General features: G+C 68.2%; 20 protein-coding genes and 1 tRNA gene. 7 read left to right on the forward strand and 14 right to left on the reverse strand.

What is annotated here, in order from left to right:
* Position 1: 1 nt before the first annotated feature.
* A complete protein-coding gene (gene gltB / locus MNR01_RS11090; RefSeq protein WP_241917866.1) occupies positions 2-4468 on the reverse strand; it encodes a glutamate synthase large subunit in 4467 nt (1488 codons plus the stop codon).
* A gap of 427 nt (positions 4469-4895) precedes the next feature.
* Here gltB and MNR01_RS11095 point away from each other — a divergent pair, with 427 nt between their 5' ends.
* Positions 4896-6194 (forward strand): TCR/Tet family MFS transporter, encoded by a 1299-nt coding sequence (locus MNR01_RS11095; protein ID WP_241920593.1) that lies wholly within the window; start codon positions 4896-4898, stop codon positions 6192-6194.
* 4 nt (positions 6195-6198) lie between these two features.
* On the opposite strand, the gene MNR01_RS11100 is transcribed toward MNR01_RS11095, so the two are convergent.
* Genes MNR01_RS11100 through MNR01_RS11110 form a run of 3 tightly spaced genes read right to left on the reverse strand, consistent with a single transcriptional unit; the run spans position 6199 to position 7379 of the window.
* Positions 6199-6636: a barstar family protein gene (locus tag MNR01_RS11100; protein ID WP_241917867.1), complete on the reverse strand. Its 438-nt coding sequence runs from the start codon at positions 6634-6636 to the stop codon at positions 6199-6201.
* A complete protein-coding gene (locus MNR01_RS11105; RefSeq protein WP_241917868.1) occupies positions 6633-7079 on the reverse strand; it encodes a ribonuclease domain-containing protein in 447 nt (148 codons plus the stop codon). The genes MNR01_RS11100 and MNR01_RS11105 overlap by 4 nt, the downstream gene beginning before the upstream one ends.
* A gap of 3 nt (positions 7080-7082) precedes the next feature.
* Entirely contained in the window at positions 7083-7379 is a 297-nt protein-coding gene (locus MNR01_RS11110; RefSeq protein WP_241917869.1) for an I78 family peptidase inhibitor, read from the reverse strand.
* A gap of 225 nt (positions 7380-7604) precedes the next feature.
* On the opposite strand from MNR01_RS11110, the gene MNR01_RS11115 reads away from it, so the two are divergent.
* From MNR01_RS11115 to MNR01_RS11125, 3 genes are all read left to right on the forward strand, one after another.
* On the forward strand, positions 7605-8234 hold the full coding sequence (locus MNR01_RS11115; RefSeq protein ID WP_241917870.1) for a DUF938 domain-containing protein: 630 nt from the start codon (positions 7605-7607) through the stop codon (positions 8232-8234).
* 135 nt (positions 8235-8369) lie between these two features.
* Positions 8370-10280 (forward strand): peptidase M61, encoded by a 1911-nt coding sequence (locus MNR01_RS11120; RefSeq protein ID WP_241917871.1) that lies wholly within the window; start codon positions 8370-8372, stop codon positions 10278-10280.
* A 202-nt stretch (positions 10281-10482) separates the two neighbouring features.
* On the forward strand, positions 10483-12072 hold the full coding sequence (locus tag MNR01_RS11125; RefSeq protein WP_241917872.1) for a BCCT family transporter: 1590 nt from the start codon (positions 10483-10485) through the stop codon (positions 12070-12072).
* On the opposite strand, the gene MNR01_RS11130 is transcribed toward MNR01_RS11125, so the two are convergent.
* The gene (locus MNR01_RS11130) at positions 12048-12641 is read right to left on the reverse strand and encodes an HAD family hydrolase (RefSeq protein WP_241917873.1); all 594 of its coding nucleotides are present in this window, start codon (positions 12639-12641) and stop codon (positions 12048-12050) included. The two genes, MNR01_RS11125 and MNR01_RS11130, sit on opposite strands and share 25 nt — an antisense overlap.
* A 186-nt stretch (positions 12642-12827) precedes the next feature.
* On the opposite strand from MNR01_RS11130, the gene MNR01_RS11135 reads away from it, so the two are divergent.
* Positions 12828-14177 carry an APC family permease gene (locus MNR01_RS11135; protein ID WP_241917874.1) on the forward strand — a complete coding sequence of 450 codons (1350 nt, stop codon included), beginning with the start codon at positions 12828-12830 and terminating at the stop codon, positions 14175-14177.
* Positions 14178-14201: 24 nt separating this feature from the next.
* On the opposite strand, the gene zapE is transcribed toward MNR01_RS11135, so the two are convergent.
* From zapE to MNR01_RS11160, 5 genes are all read right to left on the reverse strand, one after another.
* Positions 14202-15329 carry a cell division protein ZapE gene (gene zapE / locus MNR01_RS11140; RefSeq protein WP_241917875.1) on the reverse strand — a complete coding sequence of 376 codons (1128 nt, stop codon included), beginning with the start codon at positions 15327-15329 and terminating at the stop codon, positions 14202-14204.
* Positions 15326-16018 carry an alpha/beta hydrolase gene (locus MNR01_RS11145; protein ID WP_241917876.1) on the reverse strand — a complete coding sequence of 231 codons (693 nt, stop codon included), beginning with the start codon at positions 16016-16018 and terminating at the stop codon, positions 15326-15328. The genes zapE and MNR01_RS11145 overlap by 4 nt, the downstream gene beginning before the upstream one ends.
* A 56-nt stretch (positions 16019-16074) precedes the next feature.
* Positions 16075-17817 carry an ExeM/NucH family extracellular endonuclease gene (locus MNR01_RS11150; RefSeq protein ID WP_241917877.1) on the reverse strand — a complete coding sequence of 581 codons (1743 nt, stop codon included), beginning with the start codon at positions 17815-17817 and terminating at the stop codon, positions 16075-16077.
* Between the two features lie 125 nt (positions 17818-17942).
* Complete coding sequence (locus MNR01_RS11155) at positions 17943-18458, reverse strand: c-type cytochrome (protein ID WP_241917878.1); 516 nt, start codon at positions 18456-18458, stop codon at positions 17943-17945.
* Positions 18459-18645: 187 nt separating this feature from the next.
* Positions 18646-18722 (reverse strand) — tRNA-Arg (locus tag MNR01_RS11160).
* 189 nt (positions 18723-18911) lie between these two features.
* Here MNR01_RS11160 and ubiA point away from each other — a divergent pair.
* On the forward strand, positions 18912-19820 hold the full coding sequence (gene ubiA, locus MNR01_RS11165; protein ID WP_241917879.1) for a 4-hydroxybenzoate octaprenyltransferase: 909 nt from the start codon (positions 18912-18914) through the stop codon (positions 19818-19820).
* A 34-nt stretch (positions 19821-19854) separates the two neighbouring features.
* Here ubiA and MNR01_RS11170 read toward each other — a convergent pair whose 3' ends face one another.
* Positions 19855-20409 carry a DUF308 domain-containing protein gene (locus MNR01_RS11170; protein ID WP_241917880.1) on the reverse strand — a complete coding sequence of 185 codons (555 nt, stop codon included), beginning with the start codon at positions 20407-20409 and terminating at the stop codon, positions 19855-19857.
* 147 nt (positions 20410-20556) lie between these two features.
* Here MNR01_RS11170 and MNR01_RS11175 point away from each other — a divergent pair, with 147 nt between their 5' ends.
* Positions 20557-21072 carry a Rid family hydrolase gene (locus MNR01_RS11175; protein WP_241917881.1) on the forward strand — a complete coding sequence of 172 codons (516 nt, stop codon included), beginning with the start codon at positions 20557-20559 and terminating at the stop codon, positions 21070-21072.
* A gap of 98 nt (positions 21073-21170) precedes the next feature.
* Here MNR01_RS11175 and MNR01_RS11180 read toward each other — a convergent pair whose 3' ends face one another.
* The 3 genes from MNR01_RS11180 to MNR01_RS11190 form a co-directional block, all read right to left on the reverse strand.
* Positions 21171-21713 carry a DUF308 domain-containing protein gene (locus MNR01_RS11180; RefSeq protein ID WP_241917882.1) on the reverse strand — a complete coding sequence of 181 codons (543 nt, stop codon included), beginning with the start codon at positions 21711-21713 and terminating at the stop codon, positions 21171-21173.
* Between the two features lie 233 nt (positions 21714-21946).
* On the reverse strand, positions 21947-22537 hold the full coding sequence (locus tag MNR01_RS11185) for a mobile mystery protein B (protein ID WP_241917883.1): 591 nt from the start codon (positions 22535-22537) through the stop codon (positions 21947-21949).
* A gap of 6 nt (positions 22538-22543) precedes the next feature.
* Complete coding sequence (locus MNR01_RS11190) at positions 22544-23032, reverse strand: mobile mystery protein A (RefSeq protein WP_241917884.1); 489 nt, start codon at positions 23030-23032, stop codon at positions 22544-22546.
* Positions 23033-23173 lie beyond the last annotated feature (141 nt).

Here is a 23173-nt window from a genome sequence, read left to right on the forward strand (position 1 = left end):
CTCACGCGGCCCTCCGCAGGTTCTCGGCCAACGATTCCAGGCTTGCCGCCTTCGGCTTCACCAGCCAGAACTTGCCCAGGTAGTCGCGCATCTCGTCCAGGATCCGCTGTGCCCAGGCGCTGCCGGTGAGGCGGATGTGCGACTCGAGCAGTTCGCGCAGGTGCGAGCGGTGGTTCTCGAAACCGTCGGCGGCAATGCGCAGGATGTCGATGAGTTCGTGGTTGTAGCGGTCGACGAAATCGCGCTCGGTGTCGAGCACGTAGGCCATGCCACCGGTGAAGCCGGCACCGAAGTTGAGGCCGGTGCGGCCGAGCACGGCGACGACGCCGCCGGTCATGTACTCGCAGCAGTGGTCGCCGGCGCCTTCCACGACCGCGGTCGCGCCGGAATTGCGCACCGCGAAGCGCTCGCCGGCGCGGCCGGCGGCATACAGCTCGCCGCCGGTGGCGCCGTACAGGCAGGTGTTGCCGAGGATCGGCGTTTCGTGGGCGACGTAGCGCGCACCCTGCGGCGGACGGATCACGATGCGCCCGCCCGCCATGCCCTTGCCGACATAGTCGTTGGCTTCGCCGTTGAGCTCGAAGTGCAGGCCGCCGGCGTTGAAGGCGCCGAAGCTCTGGCCGGCAGTGCCGTCGAAGCGCAGCGTCAGCGGCGTGTCGCTCATGCCGCGATCGCCGTGCACACGGGCGATGCGCCCGGACAGGCGCGCGCCGATGCTGCGATCGGTGTTGCGGATGGCATGGCGGTATTCGCCGCCAAGTTTCTGGTCGATCGCATCGGCCAGTTCGGCGTCGAGCCGGGCGGCGAGGCCTTGCGGATCGGCTGCCGGTTGCGGCGAGCCGCAGTGGCCGCCGTGCGCCAGGCCGGTGCCGGCCAGCAGCGGCGCCAGGTCGAGGCCATGCTGGCGATCGCTGTCGCCATCGACCTGGCGCAGCAGGTCGGTGCGGCCGACCAGTTCACCCAGCGTGCGCACGCCCAGTTGCGCCAGCCACAGGCGCACTTCCTCGGCGAGCAGGCGGAAGAAGTTCTCGACACGTTCCGGCAGGCCGGTGAAATGGTCGCGGCGCAGGGCGTCGTCCTGCGTGGCCACGCCGGTGGCGCAGTTGTTGAGGTGGCAGATGCGCAGGTACTTGCAGCCCAGCGCGATCATCGGCGCGGTGCCGAAGCCGAAGCTCTCGGCGCCGAGCAGGGCGGCCTTGATCACGTCCAGGCCGCTCTTGAGGCCGCCGTCGGTCTGCAGGATCACGCGTTCGCGCAGGTCATTGGCGATCAGCGCCTGGCGCGCTTCCGACAATCCCAGTTCCCACGGCGTGCCGGCGTAGCGGATCGACGACAGCGGGCTGGCGCCGGTGCCGCCGTCATGGCCGGAGATCGTGACCAGGTCCGCGCCGGCCTTGGCCACGCCGGTCGCAATCGTGCCGACGCCGGCGTGCGAGACCAGCTTCACCGAGACCAGCGCCTGCGGATTGACCTGCTTGAGGTCGAAGATCAGCTGCGCGAGGTCCTCGATCGAGTAGATGTCGTGGTGCGGCGGCGGCGAGATCAGGCCGATGCCGGGCATCGCGTAACGCAGGCGCGCGATCAGTTCATTGACCTTGTGGCCAGGCAGCTGGCCGCCTTCGCCGGGCTTGGCGCCCTGGGCGATCTTGATCTGCAGCACCTCGGCATTGACCAGGTATTCGGGCGTCACGCCGAAGCGTCCCGAGGCGATCTGCTTGATCTTGCTGACCTTGTCGGTGCCGTAGCGGACCGGGTCTTCGCCGCCCTCGCCGGAATTGCTGCGCCCGCCGAGGCGGTTCATCGCGATCGCCAGTGCTTCGTGCGCCTCCGGCGACAGCGCTCCCAGGCTCATCGCCGCCGAGTCGAAGCGGCGCACGATGGCCGACACCGGCTCGACTTCGTCGATGGAGATGGGCGTAACGGCCGAAGCATCGACTTCGAGCAGGTCGCGCAGCGCCGCCGTCGGTCGCTCGTTCACCGCTTCGGCATAGCTGAGCCAGTCGTTCCAGTCTCCCGTCGTCACTGCGCGCTGCAGGCGCACGACCACGTCGGGGTTGAACAGGTGGTACTCGCCGCCCGGCGTGTACTTGAGCAGGCCGCCAATCGCCGGCAGGGCATTGACGTTCCAGGCGTGGTCGGCGAGCTGGGCGGCGTCGGCATGCAGGTCGTCGAAGCCGGCGCCACCGATCCGCGACGGCGTGCCGGCGAAGCACAGGTCGACCACCTCGCGGTCGAGGCCGACGATCTCGAACAGGCGCGCACCGCGGTAGCTGCCGATGGTGCTGATGCCCATCTTCGAGATGATCTTGAGCAGGCCCTTCTTGATGCCGCGCCGGTAGCTGCGGCCGATCTGCGCGACTTCGCCGTGCTTGGTCTTGAGGATGCCGCGCACGCCCAGGTCGTGCAGCGTCTGGTAGGCCAGGTACGGGTACACCGCGGTCGCGCCGAAGCCGAGCAGGCAGGCGAAATGGTGCGGATCGCGCGCGGTGCCGGTTTCGATGATGAGGTTCGATTCGCAGCGGATGCCGGCGCGGGCCAGGTGCTGGTGGACCGCACCGGTGGCGAGCAGGGCGTGCGCCATCAGCCGCCCGGGCTGCGGGTAGCGGTCGCTGAGCACCAGCAGCACCTTGCCGGCGCGCGTGGCGGCTTCGGCCTCGGCGCAGATCCGCTCCAGTGCGGCCTTGAGGCCCTCCTCCGGCGCGTAATGCAGGTGGATCAACGCGTGCGACTCGTCATACGGCGCCATCGCCAGCAGCTGGCGCAGCTTGCGCTGCGAGAGCACCGGCGAGTTCAGATGCACGTGGCCGACATTGCCCGGGCCGTCGGCGAAGACATTGCCCTCGCGGCCCAGCTGCGTCGCCAGCGACATCACGCAGTCCTCGCGCAACGGATCGATCGGCGGATTGGTGACCTGGGCGAAGGCCTGGCGGAACTGGTCGTAGAGCGGTCGCACCTGCTGGCTCAACACCGCCATCGGCACGTCGTCGCCCATGGAGCCGATGCCTTCCTGCTCGGTCTCGGCCAGCGGACGCAGCACCTGCTCGCGCTCCTCGCGGGTGAGCTGGAAGAGCTTCTGGAATGCCGAAAGCGTCTCGGCGTCGAACGGTTCGGCCGCCAGCTGCGGGTCGATCAGCTCGGTCTGCAGATAGGTCATGCCCTGCTTGAGCCAGCGCTTGTACGGCGCGCGTGCGCGGTTGATGCGGTCGATCGCGTCGGAGTCGAGCAGCTCGCCCAGGTAGAGGTCGGCGGCGATCATCTCGCCCGGGCCGAGCTTGCCCTTGGCCTCGATCTCCTCGGCCGGCAGTTCCCACACGCCGGCTTCGGAGGCGATGAGGAAGTGGCGGTCGCGCGTGCGCAGCCAGCGCGCCGGGCGCAGGCCGTTGCGGTCGAGGGTGCACGCGGCGTAGCGGCCGTCGACGGTGACGATGCCGGCCGGGCCATCCCACGGCTCGGTGTTGAGCGCGTAGTACTCGTAGAACGCGGCGAGGTCGGCGTCCTTGTATTCAAGCGACTGCGTGGCCGGCGGGATCAGGATCCGCATCGCCTTGAGCAGGTCCATGCCACCGGCCTGGAGCAGCTCGAGCATGTTGTCGAGCGACTGCGAGTCCGAGCCGTCGGTGCTGATGACCGGATCGAACTCGGTCAGGTCCAGCGCCGGCGTGTGCCAGGCATGCACGCGCGCCTGCGCCCAGGCACGGTTGCCGGCGATGGTGTTGATCTCGCCGTTGTGCGCCAGCAGGCGGAATGGCTGCGCCAGCGGCCAGCGCGGCGTGGTGTTGGTGGAGAAGCGCTGGTGGAACACCACCACGCTGGCGGTGAGGTCGGCGCGCTGCAGGTCCGGATAGAGCTGGGCGAGGCGATCGGGCAGGACCATGCCCTTGTAGCCGATGCTCGCCGCCGACAGGCTGACCACGTAGAAGTCGGCCAGCTCGCGCAGCGCCTGCTCGGCGCGACGCCGGGCGAGGAACAGCGAGCGCTGGAAAATCGCCGCATCGAACGCGCCGGCAGGCTTGACGAAGACCTGTTCGATGCGCGGCATCGTCCGCTTGGCCAGCTCGCCGCAGGCGCTCGTGTCGACCGGGACGACGCGCCAGCCGGCGACATCGACCCGCTCGCGCTGCAGCTGCGCGTTGAGCGTGTCGCGCGCACGCGCGGCGTCGGCCTCGTCATGCGGCAGGAACACCAGGCCCGACGCGTAGTGCGAACCCAGCGCAATGCCGGCTTCGCGGGCGAGTGCGCGCAGGAAGGCATCGGGCTGGCGGATCAGCAGGCCGCAGCCATCGCCACTGAGGCCGTCCGCGGCGATGCCGCCGCGATGGGTCATGCGTACCAGCGCATCGATGGCGCGATCGACGATCGCACGGCTCGGAGCATCGTCGAGCTGCGCGATCAGGCCGAAACCACAGGCATCCCGCTCGTCGCGGGGGTCGTAAAGACCGACAGGGCCGGTGCGGTACTGCTGCTCCATCGTTACTCCGTCGTCGCTGTCAGGCAGTGAGTAGTGGCGGCTTGAAATCGTTGGACAACGAAACCTGGCTCGCAGCGACGCGGCATGACGGTCCGCTCGCGCAGTCCGTCCTGCCTTGACACTGGTTCAACCGAATAAAGCACAAATTGTGCGATGCGGCAATTTGCACCGTACGCAGGGCGATGGGGGTCGTTGGATTGGCGCTAAGTCATTGACGACAGTGGAGTTCTTTGGTGGGTTTCGGCGGATTTTGGTAACGCCTGAAACCATTGTTTGTGGCGTTGCGCGGCGGTGTCTCATGGACATGGGGTTCGCAACGATTGCGCCCGCAATCACCTCGTCCCCGCGTTCACCGCGATGACGGCGGTTCGGCCGGCGTGACCATGGGTACGCGTGGGCCGGTCTGTCGCCGCGATAAACTCTGGCGATTACCGACTCACGCCCCTGCGGCCCATCCGTGACCGATTCGATTCCTGCCAGCGGCGCGCGCCGTAGCGCCGCGCTCGCCTTCATTTTTGTCACCATCCTGATCGACGTGCTCTCGTTCGGGCTGATCATTCCGGTGCTGCCGCACCTGATCGAGCAGTTCGCCGGCGGCGACACCGCGCATGCGGCCTACTGGGTGGCGGCGTTCGGCTTCCTGTTCGCGGCGATCCAGTTCGTGACCTCGCCGATCCAGGGCGCGCTGTCGGACCGGTTCGGCCGCCGCCCGGTGATCCTGATCTCGTGCCTGGGCCTGGGCCTGGACTTCGTGTTCATGGCGCTGGCGCCGTCGCTGGCGTGGCTGCTGGTCGGGCGCATCATTTCCGGAATCACCTCGGCCAGCTTCACCACCGCCAACGCCTACGTCGCCGACGTCACCCCGGCCGACAAGCGCGCCAAGAGCTACGGCCTGCTCGGTGCCGCCTTTGGCGTCGGCTTCATCGTCGGTCCGCTGATCGGCGGGCAGCTGGGCGAGATCGATCTGCGCCTGCCGTTCTGGTTCGCCGCCGGCCTGGCGCTGGTCAACTTCTGCTACGGCTGGTTCGTGCTGCCCGAGTCGCTGCCGAAGGAGAAGCGCAGTGCGCGCTTCGACTGGTCGCACGCCAATCCGCTTGGCTCGCTGGTGCTGCTCAAGCGCTATCCGCAGGTGTTCGGGCTGGCGGCGGTGGTGTTCATCGCCAACCTCGCCCATTACGTCTATCCGAGCGTGTTCGTGCTGTTCGCCGACTACCAGTACCAGTGGGGCCCGCGCGAGGTCAGCTACGTGCTGGCGATTGTGGGCGTGCTCAACGTGATCGTGCAGGCGGGCCTGGTCGGGAAGATCGTGCATGCGATCGGCGAGCGCCGCGCGCTGATCACCGGTCTGTGCTTCGGCGCGGTCGGGTTCGCCATCTACGGCTTCGCCGATGTCGGCTGGGTGTTCCTGCTCGGCCTGCCGATCTCTGCGATCTGGGGCCTGGCGGCGCCCTCGACGCAGGCGCTGATCACGCGCCAGGTCGGGGCCGACGTGCAGGGACGCATCCAGGGTGCGCTGATGAGCCTGGTCAGCCTGGCCGGCATCATCGGCCCGGCAGTGTTCGCCGGCAGCTTCGGCTACTTCATCGACGATCGCGCGCCGGTGCACCTGCCTGGTGCGCCGTTCCTGATCGCATCGGTGCTGTTGGTCGCCGCAGTGGGGATTGCCTGGCGCTACGCGCGGGTGCCGGCGCCCGCGGCACCGGTGGCGGCGGCAGAGGCCGGCTGATCCTTCAGTCTTCCAGTGCCGCCAGCTGTTCGGCGGGGAATGGCAGCAACGCCCAGAACGCGGTGTTGTTGCCGGCCCAGCGGAACGCGCTCTCGTTGAGGATGTCGAGCAGCGTGTCGAAATCCTCGCCGTGCGCGGCGCGCCAGCCGTCGGCGTGCTCGACCAGCAGCAGGTAACCGTCCGCCGGCCGCCACGACAGGTCGGCCAGCGCATCGGCCAGGGCATCCCAGTTGCCGCCGAACCAGTCCGGGAACTGCCCCGCGGCAGCAAACCGCTGCATCAGCGAGGCCTTGTCGGCGCAGTCGGCCAGGTCGACGCGCAATACCGCGTAGTCCAGCGCTTCGCCGGCCTGCGCCATCGATTCGGTGTCGCGCGCATCGATGAAGTAGGCGCCGCTGTGGGCCGGATCGGCCAGGATCGAGCGCAGGTCAGTCGCACTCATCGGCGTGTCTCCAGCGGTGGCAGCTCGAAGCGCCGGAAGCTGCGGTAGTGATCCTGCGTGTACCAGTACTCCACCGGCGGGTCACCGCCGGTGATGATGCGGCGCGCACCGCGGTCGTCGGAACCCGGCGTCTCGACCGTGTACTCGCGGTAGTAGCCGCGCGGCTGCGCGGGCAGGCGCTTCTCGCGGTTCTGGAACACGCTGCCGTCCTGGCGGTGGGCGTACGGACCGCCCTGCGCGATGCGCGCGAGGACGTCATGCGCCTCACGCGGCAGGAAGGCGGGGTATTGCGTGCCGGTGGCGGGCAGCGCCGCCGGCGCCGACACCTGGCCAGCCGGCGTGGTCACCGGCGCATGCAGGTCGCCGTTGCCGGAAGGTCTGGTCCACAGCCACAGCCCGATCAGGACGATGGCGGCAAGGAGGCCGAGGTGCCGACGTTGCATCGATCAGCCGCAACGCAGGCCGGTGATCGCGCCGCGGTCGTTGACGTCGACGTTGATGCGGTCTTCGCGGTAATCCATGGTGGCTGCCTGGCCGGGACGCAGCACGCGCGATTCGCGGCTGCCGGTGTCGCGCAGGATGCGGTTGACGATGTCGTCGTTGACGCCCTGGCCGATCGCCCAGCGCGCGGCTTCGACATTGCACACACCCGACGGGGGCACGGCGCCGCCGGCGGCGGGAGGTGCCGAAGCGCAACCGGCAAGCGTCAATGCGATCACCGCGAAGGAAAGGCTGCGGAACATGGGGGTTCTCCGGTTGGGTCGGCGTGATGGGGCGCACGGTGCACCCGCTGCCGTGTGCGGGGTGTGGACGCGGGGGAGGATAGCGGCAGTTGGGTGACGGCACCGCGTCTGCCTGCGATTCGCGGTCAGCAGCCCGTCACGCTTTCACGTCCGGGCACTGGATCCCCGCCTGCGAGGATGACGGCGACGACGCCGTTCGACAGCCTGTTGCGCTATACAGCGTGCATGTCCGAGCGCCCCTACGCCCCTGCCTGCGATCGCAACCGCGATCCGATCCTCGATGTCCTGCGCCAGCACTTCGGCGATCGCCGCGACGTGCTCGAAGTCGGCAGCGGCACCGGCCAGCATGCGGTGTACTTCGCCGCGGCGATGCCGTGGTTGCGCTGGCAATGCAGCGACCAGGCCGCGTCGTTGCCGGGCATCCGCATGTGGCTGGACGAAGCGGACCTGGGCAACACCCCGGCTCCGGTGGAGCTGGAGGTGTCGGGCGGCACGTGGCCGTGCGCAGACAACGACGACGGCCGCTTCGATGCGGTGTTCAGTGCCAACACGCTGCACATCATGGGCTGGCCCGAAGTGCAGGCGTTCTTCGCCGGCCTGTCGACCGTGCTCGCCGATGATGCGGTGGTGGTCGTGTACGGGCCCTTCAACTACGACGGGCAGTACAGCAGCGACAGCAACCGCGATTTCGATGGCTGGCTGAAGGCGCGCGATCCGCGCTCGGGCATCCGCGACGCGGCAGACGTCGACGCGCTGGCCCGTGCCATCGGCCTGCACCTGGTCGAGGACGTGGCGATGCCGGCCAACAACCGCTGCCTGGTGTGGCGCCGCGGCGCCAACGTGGCATTGCGGTAACTTTGCCAATTCTGGCGAACGTGCCCGCGGTCACGCCCGACCGTGCCCAATGGCAGGGGTGCGCAGGCGCCAACCCTCGTAACGATGCGGGGTTGGCCGTCTTCCACAGGGGCCGTCTTCCACAGGGTTGAGTACATGCTTCGTCGTTCGTCTGCTGCGCCGCGCCTGCGCGCGCTGCCGCTGCTGGTTTCCTTCTTGCTCGCTGCACCGGTCACCCAGGCGCAAACCGCGCCGCCGCAGGACGTGGCCTATCCCGGCACGCTGTCGTTGACCATCGACGCCACCGACCTGAGCCATCGCGTGTTCCGCGCCAGCCAGCAGATCCCGGTGCAGCCGGGTCCGCTGACGCTGCTGTATCCGCAGTGGATCCCGGGCAACCACTCGCCCAGCGGTCCGGTCAACCGCGTCGCCGGCCTGAAGTTCAGCGGCAACGGCCAACCCATCGCCTGGCGCCGCGATCCGCTCGATGTCTATGCGTTCAAGCTGGTCGTGCCGGAAGGCGTCAGTACGCTGGAGGTGAGCTTCGACGTGCTCACGCCGACCGCCGGCGAGCAGGGTCGCATCACCATGACCCAGGACATGCTCAACCTGCAGTGGAACCAGGTCGCGCTGTATCCGGCCGGCCACTACGCGCGGCAGATCCAGATCGCGCCGGCACTGAAGCTTCCCGGCGGCTGGCAGGCAGGTACGGCGCTGGAAGTGGCCTCGCAGGAAGGCGACACGGTGCGCTACAAGCCGGTGCCGTTCGACACACTGCTCGATTCGCCGGTGTACGCCGGCCGCTACTTCAAGCAGGTCGATCTCGACCCGGGCGCGAAGGTGCCGGTGCGGCTGAACATCGTCGCCGACGATCCGAAGTACCTGGAGGCCAAGCCGGAGCAGATCGAGGCGCACCGCAAGCTCGTCGACCAGGCGTACAAGCTCTACGGCGCGCGTCATTACGATCATTACGACTTCCTGTTCTCGCTGTCGGACCAGATGGGCGGCAACGGCCTGGAGCACCAGCGTTCCAGCGAGAATGGAGTGGGCCCGGAGTACTTCACCGAGTGGGGCAAGAACGCGGCCGATCGCGACCTGCTGCCGCATGAGTTCACCCATTCCTGGAACGGCAAGTACCGCCGTCCGGCCGACCTGACGACGCCGAACTTCAACGTGCCGATGAGTGACACGCTGCTGTGGGTGTACGAGGGACAGACGCAGTACTGGGGTTATGTGCTCGCGGCGCGCTCGGGCCTGTGGAGCGCGGAGCAGGCGCGCGATGCGCTGGCGCTGGTGGCGTCGACCTACAGCACCGATCGCCCGGGTTTCGCCTGGCGCAACGTGCAGGACACCACGCTCGATCCGATCATCAACTCGCGCAAGCCGCAGGCGTACCGCAGCTGGCAGATGAGCGAGGATTACTACAGTGCGGGCCAGCTGATCTGGCTGGCGGTCGACAGCAAGCTGCGCGATCTCAGTGGTGGCAAGCGTTCGCTGGACGATTTCGCCAAGGCGTTCTTCGGGGTGAAGGACGGTGACTGGGACGTCAATACGTACGATTTCGATGAGGTGGCACGCACGCTCAATGGTGTGGCTGCTTACGACTGGGCGTCGTTCCTGCGCGAGCGGGTGGATGCCAATGCGGCGCCGCTCGACGGTCTGGCTGCCAGCGGCTGGAAGCTGGTCTATACCGATACGCCCAGCGAGTACCACAAGGCTGTCGAGGGTGATCGCAAGTCGGCAGACTTCAGTGCGTCGCTCGGGATGTCGGTGTCGAACAAGGATGCGACGGTCGGTGGGGTGCGCTGGGATGGTCCGGCTTTCGATGCCGGTATCGCGCCGGGCAGTACGCTGTTGGCGGTCAATGGTTATGCGTTCGAGAACGATCGTTTGAAGGATGCGATCAAGGCCAACCGAGATGGTTCGCGCCCGATCGAGCTGGTGGTCAAGCACGGTGAGGTGGTGCGCACGGTGCGGCTGGATTACCGCGAGGGCCTGAAGTACCCGCATCTGGCGCGCATCGCGGGTACGCAGGACCGGCTGTCGAAGATCCTCGCGCCCAAGTAGAGCTGGTCGGCGCTGGTCTGCGGGCCGGCGCCTTCTGCCGTCCGCCGGGTCGGGCCTCCGAGTTTCGGAGTGGCGTCGTCCGCCGGGTCGGGGATCCATGGACGTCGCTCCTTCTGGCGCAGTCGGCCACGCATGACAAGCACACGGGCTTCGCACCCCTCCAGCTAACCTGCGCGCCGGTTCGTGCCCGCGGAGACGCGACATGGTGTTTCGACTCTCGGTTGCGCTGCTGACCCTGCTCGTGCTCGCCGGCGTTATTGCGCCCGAGGCCTTCGGCAGCTGGAGCCAGCAGGTGCAGGCCAGCACGCTGGCCGGGGCCGGCTGGTTGTACCTGGTCATCGTGTTCGGGGTGCTGGTGTTCCTGGGCTATGTGGCCTTCAGTCGCCTCGGCACGCTGCGGATCGGTGGCGATGATGCCGAGCCGCAGTTCTCGCGCGGGTCGTGGTTCGCGATGCTGTTTTCGGCCGGCATGGGCATCGGTCTGGTGTTCTGGGGGGCGGCCGAGCCGCTGTCGCATTACAGCAAGCCGCCCGAGGGCATCACGCCCCTCAGCAGCGAGGCTGCACGTGCGGCGTTGCGCTATGCGTTCTTCCACTGGGGCCTGCACCCGTGGGCGATCTATGCGCTGATGGGCCTGGCCATGGCGTGGTTCCAGTTCAATCGTGGCGCGCGCGGTCTGGTCAGCGATCTGCTCGAGCCGTTGATCGGCAAGCATGTGCACGGCGTGGCCGGACATGGGGTCGATGTGCTGGCGGTGGTGGCGACTGCGGTGGGAGTGGCGACCACGCTGGGCTTCGGCGCCAGCCAGATCAGTGCCGGCCTCAATCACGTCACCGGTATCTCCAGCGGTTTCTCGACGCAGCTGTGGGTGATCGCGGTGGCGTTCGTGCTGTACATGGCCTCGAGTGCCTCCGGCCTGGAGCGCGGCATCAAGTGGTTGTCGAACTTCAACATGGCCGTGGCCGCGCTGCTTCTGGCGCTTGTCATCGTGCTGGGGCCGACGGGCTTCATCTTTGAAACCCTGACCACCACGCTCGGCTCGTACATCAACCTGCTGCCGTCGATGAGCCTGCGGATGGCACCGTTCTCGCAGAGCTCGTGGGTCGGGGAGTGGACGATCTTCTACTGGGCGTGGTGGATTGCCTGGGCGCCGTTCGTGGGGGCGTTCTTTGCGCGCATTTCCTATGGGCGGACCCTGCGCGAGTTCGTCGTCGGCGTGGTGTTCGGGCCGGCGCTGGTGAGTTTCCTGTGGTTCGCCGGGTTCGGCGGCACCGCGCTGTTCCAGCAGATGTTCGGCCACGTCGACCTGCTGACCGTGCTCGCGCAGGGCTACCAGCACGTGCTGTTCGCCGTGCTCGCGCAGCTGCCGCTGGCGACGCTGCTGGCGTGGGTGGCGATCGTGCTGCTGCTCAGCTTCTTCGTCACCTCGGCCGATTCGGCCACGCTGGTGCTGGCCAGCATGTCCAGCGACAGCGCCGAGGATCCGCCGCTGTCACGGCGCGTGGTCTGGGGGGTGATGCAGGCGGCGATCGCGGTGGCGCTGCTGGCCGCAGGTGGGCTCGACGCGCTGCAGGCGGTGGTGATCATCGCCGCGTTGCCGTTCGCGCTGTTGCTGGCAGCGGTGGTGGTGTCGCTCAATCGGGTCCTGTCGCAGGACCTGGCCCGGCGCGAACGAGAGGCACGCGAGCTGCAGCGCGCGGAGATGCGCTGGCTGAGGCAGGAGCGCGAGCGCAGCCAGGCCGCGACCGACGATCATGCGACCGACGATCAGGCCACTTCGCGCCAGCGGTAGTACCTGCGATCGGCCAGCTCCAGCAGGTCGAGGTCTTCGTGCGTGTCGCCGTAGGCGTAGACCACCGGATACGTGGCCAGGTCGAAGCGCTCGCGCACGCGTCGTGCCTTCTCCTCGCCGGCGCACTGCTCGCCGTCGTAACGGCCGGTCATGACGCCGTCGCTGGACTCCAGCGACGAGCACAGCAGCTCCAGCCCGTGCTGCGCGCACCAGTGCGACAGATACAGGTCGAGCGCGCCGGAGACCACCACCACCTTGTCGCCCTGTGCCTTGTGCCAGGCGATCCGTTCCAGCGCCATCGGCCGCAGCACCGCCGGCAGGACCTCGCGCGAGAAGCGCTCGCCTTCCGCCTGCACGTGCGCCAGGTCGACGCCGCGAAAGCCGAAATCGACCACGCGTGAACGCACGCGATTGGCGCTGACCATGCCGAGCTTGTAGCCGACCACCAGCGGCGCCAGCACGACCCTGCCGATGCTGTATCGCCGCGCCGGCACGGCCTGCTGCATGAAGTCGGCAAACATCTCGCGCGTGGTGATGGTGCCGTCGAAATCGAACAGGGCCAGATTCATGGGGGATGGATCGTCCTTGAGGGGGAAACCGCTGAACAGCCACGAGCGCCTTCACCTGCAACGCTTTCGTCCACCCCGGGGAGGCTCTTTGGCCCGTCCGGGGGAACGCAGCGGCGGACGCAAGCTTAGACATCTCCGGTGCCGATATGCGACCCTCCCCCGCAATCCAGGACCGATGCACGCCCAATGACGGACAACGCCAGCACTTCTCCCGACACGTCATTACGGGGGGAAGCTGCGCTGGTTCGTTCGCTGGGGTCGTTCCAGCTCGGCGCCTCGATCATCAACATCATCGTCGGCGCCGGCATATTCATGTTGCCGGCGCTGCTGGCCGCGCGCCTGGGCAGCGCGGCGCCGCTGGCGTTCGTGGCCGGCGCGGTGGCGATCATCCCCATCGCCCTGTGCTTCGCCGCCGTCGGCAGCCGTGCCTCGGCGACGGGTGGCCCCTATACCTATGTCACCGCCTGCTTCGGTCCGTTTGCCGGCTTCCTGACCGGCGCGCTGATGTGGATCTGCAACGTCGCCTCCAGCGCCGGCGTCGCCGCGGCGCTGACCAGCCAGGTCGCCCACGCCTTTCCGCAGTTCGCGCTGCCCTCGCAGCGGGCGCTGCTGATCGCGGTGGTGTACAGCGCCTTGTTCGCGCTCAACGCCTTCGGCGTCAAGCTGGGCGCGCGCATGATCGTGATGCTGGCGGCGCTGAAGCTGACGCCGTTGTTCCTGCTGGCGACGCTGGGCCTGTTCTTCATCGACTGGCAGCAGGTCAGCTTCGACTGGACCGCGGTGCCGTCCTGGTCGGCGCTGGGCTCGTCGCTGGTGCTGGTGGTGTTCGCCTACGCCGGCATGGAAACCGCACTGGTGCCATCGGGCGAGGTGCGCGACCCGGCCCGCCAGGTGCCGCGCGCGACGATGAGCGCGATCGTGATCGTGGTGCTGCTCTACATCGGCATCCAGTCGGTGTGCCAGGGCATGCTCGGCGCGGACCTGCCCGCCAGCACGGCGCCCATCGCCGACGCCGCCCACTCGCTATGGAGTCCGGGCCGCATCCTGCTGCTGGTCACCGCCTGCGTGTCGATGCTCGGGTTCCTGATGGGCAACCTGTTCTCGTCGTCGCGGTTGCTGTTCGCACTCGGCCGCGACGGCTTCCTGCCGCGCGCGTTCGGACTGGTCGACGCCCGTCACCGCGTGCCGATGCTGGGCCTGTTCGCCCATGCCGGTGTCGCCATCGTGCTGGCCGTGGCTGGCAGCTTCGAAACCCTCGCGCTGATCTCCGGCGGCGCGATCTGCCTGGTGTTCGCTGCGGTGGCGCTGTCGGCCTGGCGCGCACAGCGGATCAACCTGCGTGGCCAGGGCGAGCCGCTGGTGCTACCCGGCGGCCCGCTGGTGCCGGGGCTGGCGATGCTGACGATGGCCGCGATCCTGGCCACGCTCAGCGAGAACGAATGGCTGGCCATCGCGCTGTCGCTGACGGCGCTGGTGGTGGTCTACGCAGTGCTTGCGGCGATGCGCGGGCGCGGTGCGCGCAAGTCGGCGATCTGAAGGCCGCGCCCGCAGGCGACAGCCTCAGCCGCGGTGTTCCAGCGCCAGGTACTCCGCCGACTGCATTTCGATCAGGCGCGAGGCGGTGCGTTCGAATGCATGGGCGAGCTTGTTGCCGGCATACAGCGCGGTCGGGACCACCGCCGCGGTGCAGACCAGGTTGACGTGGCGGTCGTAGAGCTCGTCGATCAGGTGGACGAAGCGTCGTGCCGGGTCGTCGTTGCTGCCGTCGAACAGCGGAATGGAACCCACCAGCACCGTGTGGCACTCGGTGGCGATCTCGATGTAGTCGCTGGCCGCGCGCGGGCCTTCGCAGAGCGCGGCGAAATCGAACCAGGCATGGCCTTCGGCCAGCGCGCGCACCGGGATCTCGCGACCGTCGATGACCAGCGGACCTTCCTCGCGCGGGCAGGTCGCCGTCAGTTCATGCCAGCGCTCGCCCAGCCAGGTGTCCGACGCGGCGTCCAGCGGCGCGCGGTACACCGGCGAGCGGGTCAGCGCGCGCAGGCGGTAGTCGTGGGCGCTGTCGAGATGGAGCACGCGGCAATGACGTTCCAGCTGCGCGATCGCCGGCACGAAGCTGGCGCGCTGCAGGCCATCCTTGTAGAGGTTGCGCGGCTCGGTGTTGGACGTGGTGACCAGCGCCACGCCCTCGGCGAACAGGCGCTCGAGCAGGCGGCCCAGCAGCATCGCGTCGCCGATGTCGTTGACGAAGAACTCGTCGAGCACCAGCACGCGCAGCTCCTGCCCCCACTGGCGCGCGATTGCCGCCAGCGGATCGCTTTCGCCGGCGTGTGCGCGCAACTGCGCATGCACTTCGCGCATGAAGCGGTGGAAATGGGTGCGGCGCTTGCCGATCTGATCGTCGCTGCGATCCTGTGCCGGCAGCGCTTCGTAGAACATGTCGATCAGGAACGTCTTTCCGCGCCCCACGCCACCCCACAGGTACAGCCCCTTCGCAGCCTCCGGCTTGCGCCCAAGCAGGCCGTCGAGCAACCCGCGCCGGCGCGGTGACAGCAGCGCGGCATGGATGCGGTCGAGCTCGCGCAATGCCGCGTGCTGGGCGGGATCGTCGTTCCAGTCGCCGCGGGCGACTCCGGCGGCGTAGAGGATGGATGGCGTTGACGGCGCGGCCAGAAGCTCGGTGCTCATGCGTCCTGCGGTGCCTGTTCCGGTGGCAGGTAAGGCTTGACGCCGTGCTTGATCACGCCGCGCAGGTCGATCAGGCGACGGTGGAAGAAGTGGCTGGTGTCGGGCATCTTCACCAGCTCCGGCGGCTGCCGCAGCTGCTTGAGGCTGTCGATCCAGGCGTACACCGCCTGCGGGTCGACGATCTCGTCCGACTCGCCCTGGATCACCAGCCACGGGCACTCCGGCGGCACCAGCGTGCTGAAGTCCCAGCTGCGGCCGGCGGCCGGCGGTGCAATCGAGATCAGCATGCCCGGCTTGAGTTCGGCCGCGCACTTGAGGGTGATGTAGGAGCCGAAACTGAAACCGGCCAGCCACAGTTGTGCGTCCGGACGCTGCGCGCGCACCCATGCGGCGACCGCGCGCAGGTCGTCGGCCTCGCCATTGCCGTGATCAAAGTTGCCGGTGGAGGCGCCGACGCCACGGAAGTTGAAACGCAACGTCGCCACGCCCGACTCGCGCAGCGCGCGCGCCGTCATCGTCACGACCTTGTTGTGCATGGTGCCGCCATCGGTCGGCAGCGGGTGGCAGACGATGGCGACGACCGGTCGCACCGGCGCCTCGGCGGCTTCCACGGTGGCTTCGAGCACGCCGACCGGACCGTCCAGCAGCAGCGTCGTGGCGGCGGCGGTGGGGAACGCGGGACTGTTCATGCCGCCATGATACGGGGCGGCGGGTTCAGTCTCCGTAATCCGGCGGACCGGCGCGGTTACTTGCCGCGCAGATCGAAGCCGAGCAGCAACGGATCGTGGTCGGAACTGCGCCACGGTCCGGCGCCACCGGCACGATAACCGGCACCTTCGGGCTCGTCGGCGTTGCTGTGCCATTCGGCCGCGCCACGCAGGCGCTGCGCCAGGGCCGGGCTGAGCAGTGCATGGTCCAGCCGGCCGAGCTGGCCGTCATAGACGTAGCTGTAGGGCGAAACGACGCCGACAACGGCGAACGCGTCGCGCCAGCCGGCGTCTTCCAGCAAGCGCAGTGGCGCTTCGCGGGCGTAGGCGTTGAAGTCGCCGACCAGCAGCGTCCGCGCGCCACCGTGGCCAGTCGGATCGCGCTTGAGCCAGTCGTCGAGCAGGCGTGCCGACTCGCTGCGAGTCGCATTCCAGCACGCGGCACCGTCGCCCTGGTCACGGTCATCGGCTTGCGCGCCGCTGCAGCCCTTGGACTTGAAATGGTTGGCGACGATGACGAACGCAGCGCCATCGACACGGCCGGATTTCGTCGGCACGAAGGCCTGCGCCAGCGGTACGCGGCTGTGCGGCCCGAACGGACCGGCCTGCAGCGTCGCCGGTTTGCCCTGGCTGCGGACGCGGTCGCTGCGGTAGATCAGCCCGACGCGGATCGCGTTGTCGCCAGGCCCCTGGCCGGCATCGACGTAGCGCCAGGTGCCGCCGCCGGCATTGAGCGCATCGACCAGCGCAGCGATGCTGGAATCGCGACCGTAGCCGTCGTTCTCCAGTTCCATCAGCGCGACGATGTCGGCATCGAGGCCGGTGATCGTGGCGACGTGCTTGGCCAGCTGCGCCGACAGCTCGGGCGGCGTGCGCGCGCCGCGTGGCGTGGGAAAACCACCGCCGTGGCCATCGCCGTTGAAGAGGTTTTCCAGGTTCAGCGCAGCCACGCGCAGGTCGCCGGGCACCTGCGGTGGTTGTGGGCGCGACGCAGCTTGCAGCACAGGGGCCGAGGTCAGTTGCAGCCGATACCCGGCGCCTGCCTGGTCGAGCACGCCGGTTACGCCGCTCAGGCGACTGCCGCTGCGCGCGTCGGCCAGACCCTGCGGCCAGTCCGGAGCCGATGCGCCATCGGCCGCTTCGAGCCAGAGCTGGCGCCGGGCGTTGCCGGTGCTGACGGCACGCGCGGCGTCGCTGCCGGGCGCGGCACGTTCGCCGGGCTGCCAAAGACGTTCGCCGACGCTGGCCAGGACACGACCGTGCTTGCCCAGGTCGCCACTGTCGGCCAGCAGCACCGGCGTGTCGAAACGCAGCGCCATGCCTTCCAGCCGCTCCCAGTCGGGCGCGGCGTCGCGAATCGCCACCGGCACCAGCGTGCCGCGGCCCAGACGCTGCACCGTCGTTTGTTCGAGTGCGGTACGGCTGGCGCCGCCGCTGGCCTGCTCGGCGACCACGCCGCGGACACGGACCCGATCGCCCGGCTCGACTGCCGTGGCGGAATCGAGGACGAGGATCGCGTCGGAGCTGGCGTCATCGCCATCGCCGCCGTCCTGCAGGTACCAGCCGGGCTTGCTGCCCTGGCCGCCCTGGCCGGCGCGCGCGCTGACCACGCCTTCCACGGTCACCGTCTGGCCGAGCAGCGGACTCTGCGCGCCGGTGCCCTGCACGCGTCCGATGGCGATGGCCGCCCCGGTGGCGCCGCTGCCGGGCAGGGTGCTGCAGCCGGCCAGCAGGCATGGCGCCAGCAGCAGGACAAGGGCGGTCGGGCGGGTGCGGGTCATGGCGCGTCTGGCGGAAGGTGGTCGCGCATTATCACGAGCGCAGGCGACAACGGCTTGTCGCCGGCCGCCAGAAACGACAACGCCGCCCGGAGGCGGCGTCGTGCGAAGCAGGTCGGAACCTCGACTTACTTCAGGTTGCCCAGCATCCAGTCGACCGTGGCGATGACCTGCTCGTCGGTCAGGGCCGGGTTGCCGCCCTTGGCCGGCATCACGCCGGCCGTGCCGGTGAAGCCTTCGATGGCGTGCTTGTGCAGGGTGTCCTTGCCCTTGGGCAGGCGCTCGGCCCAGTGGGCCTTGTCCAGCGTCGGCGCGCCGCCGGCGCCGGAGGTGTGGCAGCCGGTGCACAGGTTGTTGAAGATCACCGAGCCGTCGGTGGTGCCGCCGTAGGCGACCTGCGAGGCGGCCTTGGCAGCGGCAGCGGCCGAAGCGGCAGCCTGGGCCGCGGCACCGGTGGTGCCGGCGTAGACCGCGCCGACCGGCGCGATGCGCTCGGCGGTGCGCTTGGCCACGTCGGGGTTGATCTCCGGCGGCAGCTGGTCGTGCACGTACATCGCAGCGACCATCAGGCCCACGGTGACCAGCATCAGGAAGCCGATCACCATCGAGAATTTCTTAAGGAACTCAAGGTCGTAATTGCGCACAAACCCACCTATGGCACGCACCCTTGGCGGGCACGCGTAGCTTCGACGAATAGTGGCCTGCGCGGATTTCCCGAATAACGGTCGTCCGAAGCCGGTCACGTCCAACACCGTCCGCACCAGGTGCGGCCTGCGCCAGTATAAAGCCCGCCCCCGTGATCCATGCCACAGTGGCCTGGAACACGGGAAGTGGCGCGCCCGGAGGGATTCGAACCCCCGACCAATGGCTTCGGAAGCCACTACTCTATCCGGCTGAGCTACGGGCGCCTGGCTAAGATCCTGCGCGGATGGCCTGACCGGATGAATCCGATCACAGTCGCTCCGCGCGGGGCTGGCATTCTAGCTGCAAATGCCCGGCTACGGGCTGCCGCACCCCGCCGCGGACCGCATTACGCGCCATCCGGGCGCCCAATGACCAACAACCGACCAGCAATCGGTCAGAATCTGTCGCTCGATATGAGTTACGAACGCTTCGAAACCCCCGCCGTCGCCCCGTGGAAGGCACGCCTGTCGCTGTACTGGCAGCTGGTCCGCGGCGACCGCCCGATTGGCTGGCTGCTGCTGCTGTGGCCGACCTGGTGGGGCCTGTGGCTGGCCGCCGGGGGCTTGCCGCCGCTGTGGACCCTGTTCGTGTTCAGCGCCGGCGTCTGGCTGACCCGCTCGGCCGGCTGCGTGATCAACGACTACGCCGACCGCTGGCTGGACCCGCATGTCGAGCGCACCAAGGAGCGCCCGCTGGCGACCGGCGCGGTGCGCGGCCGCGAAGCGCTGGCGCTGTTCGCTGTGCTGATGCTGGCGGCTTTCGCCCTGGTGCTCACGCTCAACCGCCTGACCGTCTGGATGAGCTTCATCGGCGTGCTGCTGGCCGCCAGCTACCCCTACCTCAAGCGTTACACCTACCTGCCGCAGGTCTACCTCGGCCTGGCCTTCGGCTGGGGCATCCCGATGGCCTTCGCCGCCGTGCGCGGCGAAGTGCCGGCGCTGGCGTGGCTGCTGTACGCGGCCAACATCGTCTGGGCGACCGCCTACGACACCTGGTACGCGATGGTCGATCGCGACGACGACATCCGCATGGGCAGCAAGTCGACGGCGATCCTGTTCGGCGAGCTCGACCTGGTCGCGCAGGGCGTGCTGTACGCACTGTTCTTCAGCGCCCTGGTGCTGGTGGGCCAGCGCGCCGAAATGGGGTCGTACTACTGGGCTGGCGTGGCGGTGGCCGCGGCACTGGTCGTGTACGAGTTCGTCATTGCCCGCACGCGCGATCGCAAGGCCTGCTTCCGCGCCTTCCTGCACAACCACTGGGTCGGGCTGGTCGTGTTCGCCGGCATCGCGCTCGACTTCGCGCTGCGCGCGCCGGCGCCGTGAGCGGGGCCGGCTGGCGGGCCGGCCAGCCGACCCGCTAGAACGCCTTCGCCAGCTTGCGCAGGCGGAAGCCGGCGATGATCTGCAGCACGCCGTAGATCAGCGCGACCACGCCGATCCACAGCGCCACGGTCACCAGGCCCGCTGCCGGGTGGACGAAGAACATCACGCCCAGCGCGATCGCCAGCACGCCGCTGAGCGCGATCAGCCATTCGCCTTCGATTTCCTTGCGTACCCGGATCGCCAGGACGATGCGCCAGATGCCGGCGATCACCAGCCACACCGCCAGCAGCAGCAACAGGATCCCGGCCACGGCCAGCGGGTGCAGGATGGCCATGATGCCGAACGCGATCGAGGCGATTGCGTACAGCGCCAGCCAGCCCTTGGACACGGTGACATCCTTGCGGAACAGCGCGAACGCGCTGATCAGGCCTTCGGCCAGGGCCATCACGCCGAACGCCCAGGCGATCGCCACCGCGGTGCTGCCGGGCCAGACGAACGCGCTGATGCCGAACAGGACCGCGATCACCCCGTACACCACCAGCACCCACCAGCTGCGTCCCAGGCTTGCCAACAGTCCGGTCCTGCTCATCGCGATCTCCTTGCGTGTCGATGGCGGGCAGGGTGAACGGCGACCGGTCTGGGGCGCGTGAAGCCCAAATGCACTTTCGTGACTGGTGCGGTGGCCGCAATTGCGCTGCAATCGCGCTGCAGCCATCCCCCGTGACGGAGCCCGACCATGCCTCGCCTGTGCCTGTCGTTCGCCCTGATCCTTGCCGCCGGTTCCGGCCTTTGCGGCCCCGTCCACGCGCAGCAGGCGCCCACGCGCGAGCATCTCGCCCCGTCGGGCTGGGAGGACTCGTACCACGACATCCACTACAGCCCGGTCGTGCGCATCGGCGACCGCGTGATCATTTCCGGCATCCCCGCCGCGGTCGGCGAGACCGACGAGGCGAAGATCCGCTGGGCGTTCCAGCAGATGCAGGCGCACCTGGCGACGGTCGGGGCGACGATGGCCGACGTGATCGAGCTGCAGAGCTTCCACGTCGCCCGCGACCATGAAGAGTTCCGCCGCGTCGTCGAGCCGGTGCTGAAGGTGCACCGCGAATTCTTCAAGGACCACTACCCGGCGTGGACGGCAGTCGGCACCACCGCGTTGTTCTCCAAGGGCGCACCGATGGAGATCCGCGCCGAGGCCATCATCGGCTCGGGCGCTCGGCCAAAGGCCGACATAGCCAAGCCAAAGAAACAATAAGCCTGGCCGTAGCCCGGGTAAGCGAAGCGCACCCGGGATTCATGCGTGTCGGACCCCGTGCACCCGCGGATCCAGTCCAGGGCAACCCGTGCCCCGCGTCACCGCCGGCGCAGCAGGCGCCAGCCCAGCAGCAACTGGAACGCGCCGTACAGCAGCGCGCCCACGGCCACCCACAGCGCGATCGTGTGCAGGCCGATGTCGGGCTTGGCCAGGAACAGCACGCCCAGCGCGATCGCCAGTGCGCCGCTCAGTGCCAGCAGCCATTCGCCGCTGACCAGCTTGCGCAGCAACGTCGCGAACACCAGTCGCGCGATGCCGGCCACGATCAGCCACAGCGCCAGCAACCACAGCATCGCTTCGGCGAGCCACAGCGGTTGATACAGCGCCAGCACGCCCAGTCCGATCGATGCGGCGGCATAGGCGATCAGCAACCAGTTCGGCAACGCGATGTCCTTGCGGAACACGCTCAGCAGGCTGACCGCACCGTCGATCAGGGCGAGCAGGCCGAAGGCCATCACCATCACCTGCACGGTCCGCTCGGGCCAGCACAGCATCGCGATGCCGAACGCCAGCGCGATGACGCCGTACAGCACGAACACCCAGCCGCTGCGCGCCACGGATTCTTCCGTCATCCTGCCCATTGCCCTCTCCAGTCCGTGAAATTCGCAGCAGGGATACGACGCGCGCGCGGTCAGGTCAAGCTGGCGCCATCGACGCGGGCATCCACGGATCGACCCGCGCAATGCCTGATCCGTTTGCCATGACGCCTCCCACGCGCGCGACGCGCGCCGGAGCGGCGCACCGGGAATTTTTCGCAAAGGTGCAACGCAGCTGGCGGCGGCGATCGCCGACACCCGGTCGCGACTCCTTTCATCTAGCCTCGAACGAATCCTGCCAACGGCGCGTAGTTGCCGGAGTCCGCTTCGCGAATCGCCTCCAGGTAGGTCCTTCGTACATGATTGGGTTGGATACGCCGCACGCCCCAGGTAAACGGGGCGGCGCCATTCTGAGTCAGGTAATAATCCGCCATCAGGCGGGAACTGCGCCCGTTGCCGTTGGGAAACGGGTGGATGGCAGTGAGTCGGTGGTGCAGCCGGTATGCCTGCTCGTCCATGGCGTAGGTATTGAACTCGCGCCAAGCATGCGTGTCGTCGAACAACTGGCGCAGCTGCGTGCTGATCTGATGGGGCGCCACCCCAATGTTGCGCTCGGTGTTCCGATAGGTTCCGGCCCACGTCCAGACGAGCCCGAACATGGCGGTGTGCAGCCCGCGCAGGAACTGGTCGCTCGCCACTTCCTCCCGTCGACGCAAGGCATTGTCGGCCCACGCATAGGCCAGATTGATATTTTCGTTCTCGACCTCGTTGAGGTCGCCGCGCGTGGCCACCCAATTTGGAATCAGGCCATGGGCCTCATCGGGATCCAGTGGTGTCTGCCCGTCTTCGATCTCGTCGTTGGCCTGCATCCGTGTTCATTCCTCCTTGCGCCAGAGCCTGCGGTCAGGAACCAGAAGCTCGGCTTGCGCACGGAGGTGTTCTTGCTGTCGGACGTCATCCACCTCTTGCGCCTCAAGGCGCATGTTCTGCTGGGTTCGCTTCTGCATGGATTGAAGGATTGCCAAACGCCGGTCAGCCACGACCTCCTGCAAGGGCTGGCGGGGAACCAAGGCATAGACCACTTCGCATCCCAACGCATCTGCTGCGCGATACAGCGAATCCAGCTGAATCGTCCGGCGGCGCTCGTTGGCCTCAAGCTTTGCGGCCGTGGCCCTGGTGACCCCGAGTCGATCGGCAAAGTCCTGCACGGACATTCCCAATGCCTCACGAATTGCCGCTATCCAGCCGCCACGAGGAACCGCGCGAATCCGCGGCCCCGCCTCTCGGAAGGCTCGGCCCGTCTCATCGAGGTTGCGGCGGGCGACCGACTGCATGCTTTTGCGCGAAGCAGGTGGAACTGCCATATCGACCTCCGATCGTTTTCCCGGCGCGCTACCCGCGCCCCACCTGGACGATGGATGCCTATAGGAATCCTTCTGTACGCCTAGTGGATGCTTATGGGCATCGATTGTCAAGTATAAACGATGCCTATAGGAGTCATTATT

Source organism: Lysobacter sp. S4-A87 (assembly GCF_022637455.1).
Classification (GTDB): Bacteria; Pseudomonadota; Gammaproteobacteria; order Xanthomonadales; family Xanthomonadaceae; genus Lysobacter_J.

What these genes read in the sequence shown, in the direction of transcription:
- gltB (WP_241917866.1), bottom strand. Translation starts at nt 4,468, where the DNA reads ATGGAGCAGCAGTACCGCACCGGCCCTGTCGGTCTTTACGACCCCCGC.
- MNR01_RS11100 (WP_241917867.1), bottom strand. Translation starts at nt 6,636, where the DNA reads ATGAGTGCGACTGACCTGCGCTCGATCCTGGCCGATCCGGCCCACAGC.
- MNR01_RS11105 (WP_241917868.1), bottom strand. Translation starts at nt 7,079, where the DNA reads ATGCAACGTCGGCACCTCGGCCTCCTTGCCGCCATCGTCCTGATCGGG.
- MNR01_RS11110 (WP_241917869.1), bottom strand. Translation starts at nt 7,379, where the DNA reads ATGTTCCGCAGCCTTTCCTTCGCGGTGATCGCATTGACGCTTGCCGGT.
- MNR01_RS11115 (WP_241917870.1), top strand. Translation starts at nt 7,605, where the DNA reads ATGTCCGAGCGCCCCTACGCCCCTGCCTGCGATCGCAACCGCGATCCG.
- MNR01_RS11120 (WP_241917871.1), top strand. Translation starts at nt 8,370, where the DNA reads ATGCTTCGTCGTTCGTCTGCTGCGCCGCGCCTGCGCGCGCTGCCGCTG.
- MNR01_RS11125 (WP_241917872.1), top strand. Translation starts at nt 10,483, where the DNA reads ATGGTGTTTCGACTCTCGGTTGCGCTGCTGACCCTGCTCGTGCTCGCC.
- MNR01_RS11130 (WP_241917873.1), bottom strand. Translation starts at nt 12,641, where the DNA reads ATGAATCTGGCCCTGTTCGATTTCGACGGCACCATCACCACGCGCGAG.
- MNR01_RS11135 (WP_241917874.1), top strand. Translation starts at nt 12,828, where the DNA reads ATGACGGACAACGCCAGCACTTCTCCCGACACGTCATTACGGGGGGAA.
- zapE (WP_241917875.1), bottom strand. Translation starts at nt 15,329, where the DNA reads ATGAGCACCGAGCTTCTGGCCGCGCCGTCAACGCCATCCATCCTCTAC.
- MNR01_RS11145 (WP_241917876.1), bottom strand. Translation starts at nt 16,018, where the DNA reads ATGAACAGTCCCGCGTTCCCCACCGCCGCCGCCACGACGCTGCTGCTG.
- MNR01_RS11150 (WP_241917877.1), bottom strand. Translation starts at nt 17,817, where the DNA reads ATGACCCGCACCCGCCCGACCGCCCTTGTCCTGCTGCTGGCGCCATGC.
- ubiA (WP_241917879.1), top strand. Translation starts at nt 18,912, where the DNA reads ATGAGTTACGAACGCTTCGAAACCCCCGCCGTCGCCCCGTGGAAGGCA.
- MNR01_RS11170 (WP_241917880.1), bottom strand. Translation starts at nt 20,409, where the DNA reads ATGAGCAGGACCGGACTGTTGGCAAGCCTGGGACGCAGCTGGTGGGTG.
- MNR01_RS11175 (WP_241917881.1), top strand. Translation starts at nt 20,557, where the DNA reads ATGCCTCGCCTGTGCCTGTCGTTCGCCCTGATCCTTGCCGCCGGTTCC.
- MNR01_RS11180 (WP_241917882.1), bottom strand. Translation starts at nt 21,713, where the DNA reads ATGGGCAGGATGACGGAAGAATCCGTGGCGCGCAGCGGCTGGGTGTTC.
- MNR01_RS11185 (WP_241917883.1), bottom strand. Translation starts at nt 22,537, where the DNA reads ATGCAGGCCAACGACGAGATCGAAGACGGGCAGACACCACTGGATCCC.
- MNR01_RS11190 (WP_241917884.1), bottom strand. Translation starts at nt 23,032, where the DNA reads ATGGCAGTTCCACCTGCTTCGCGCAAAAGCATGCAGTCGGTCGCCCGC.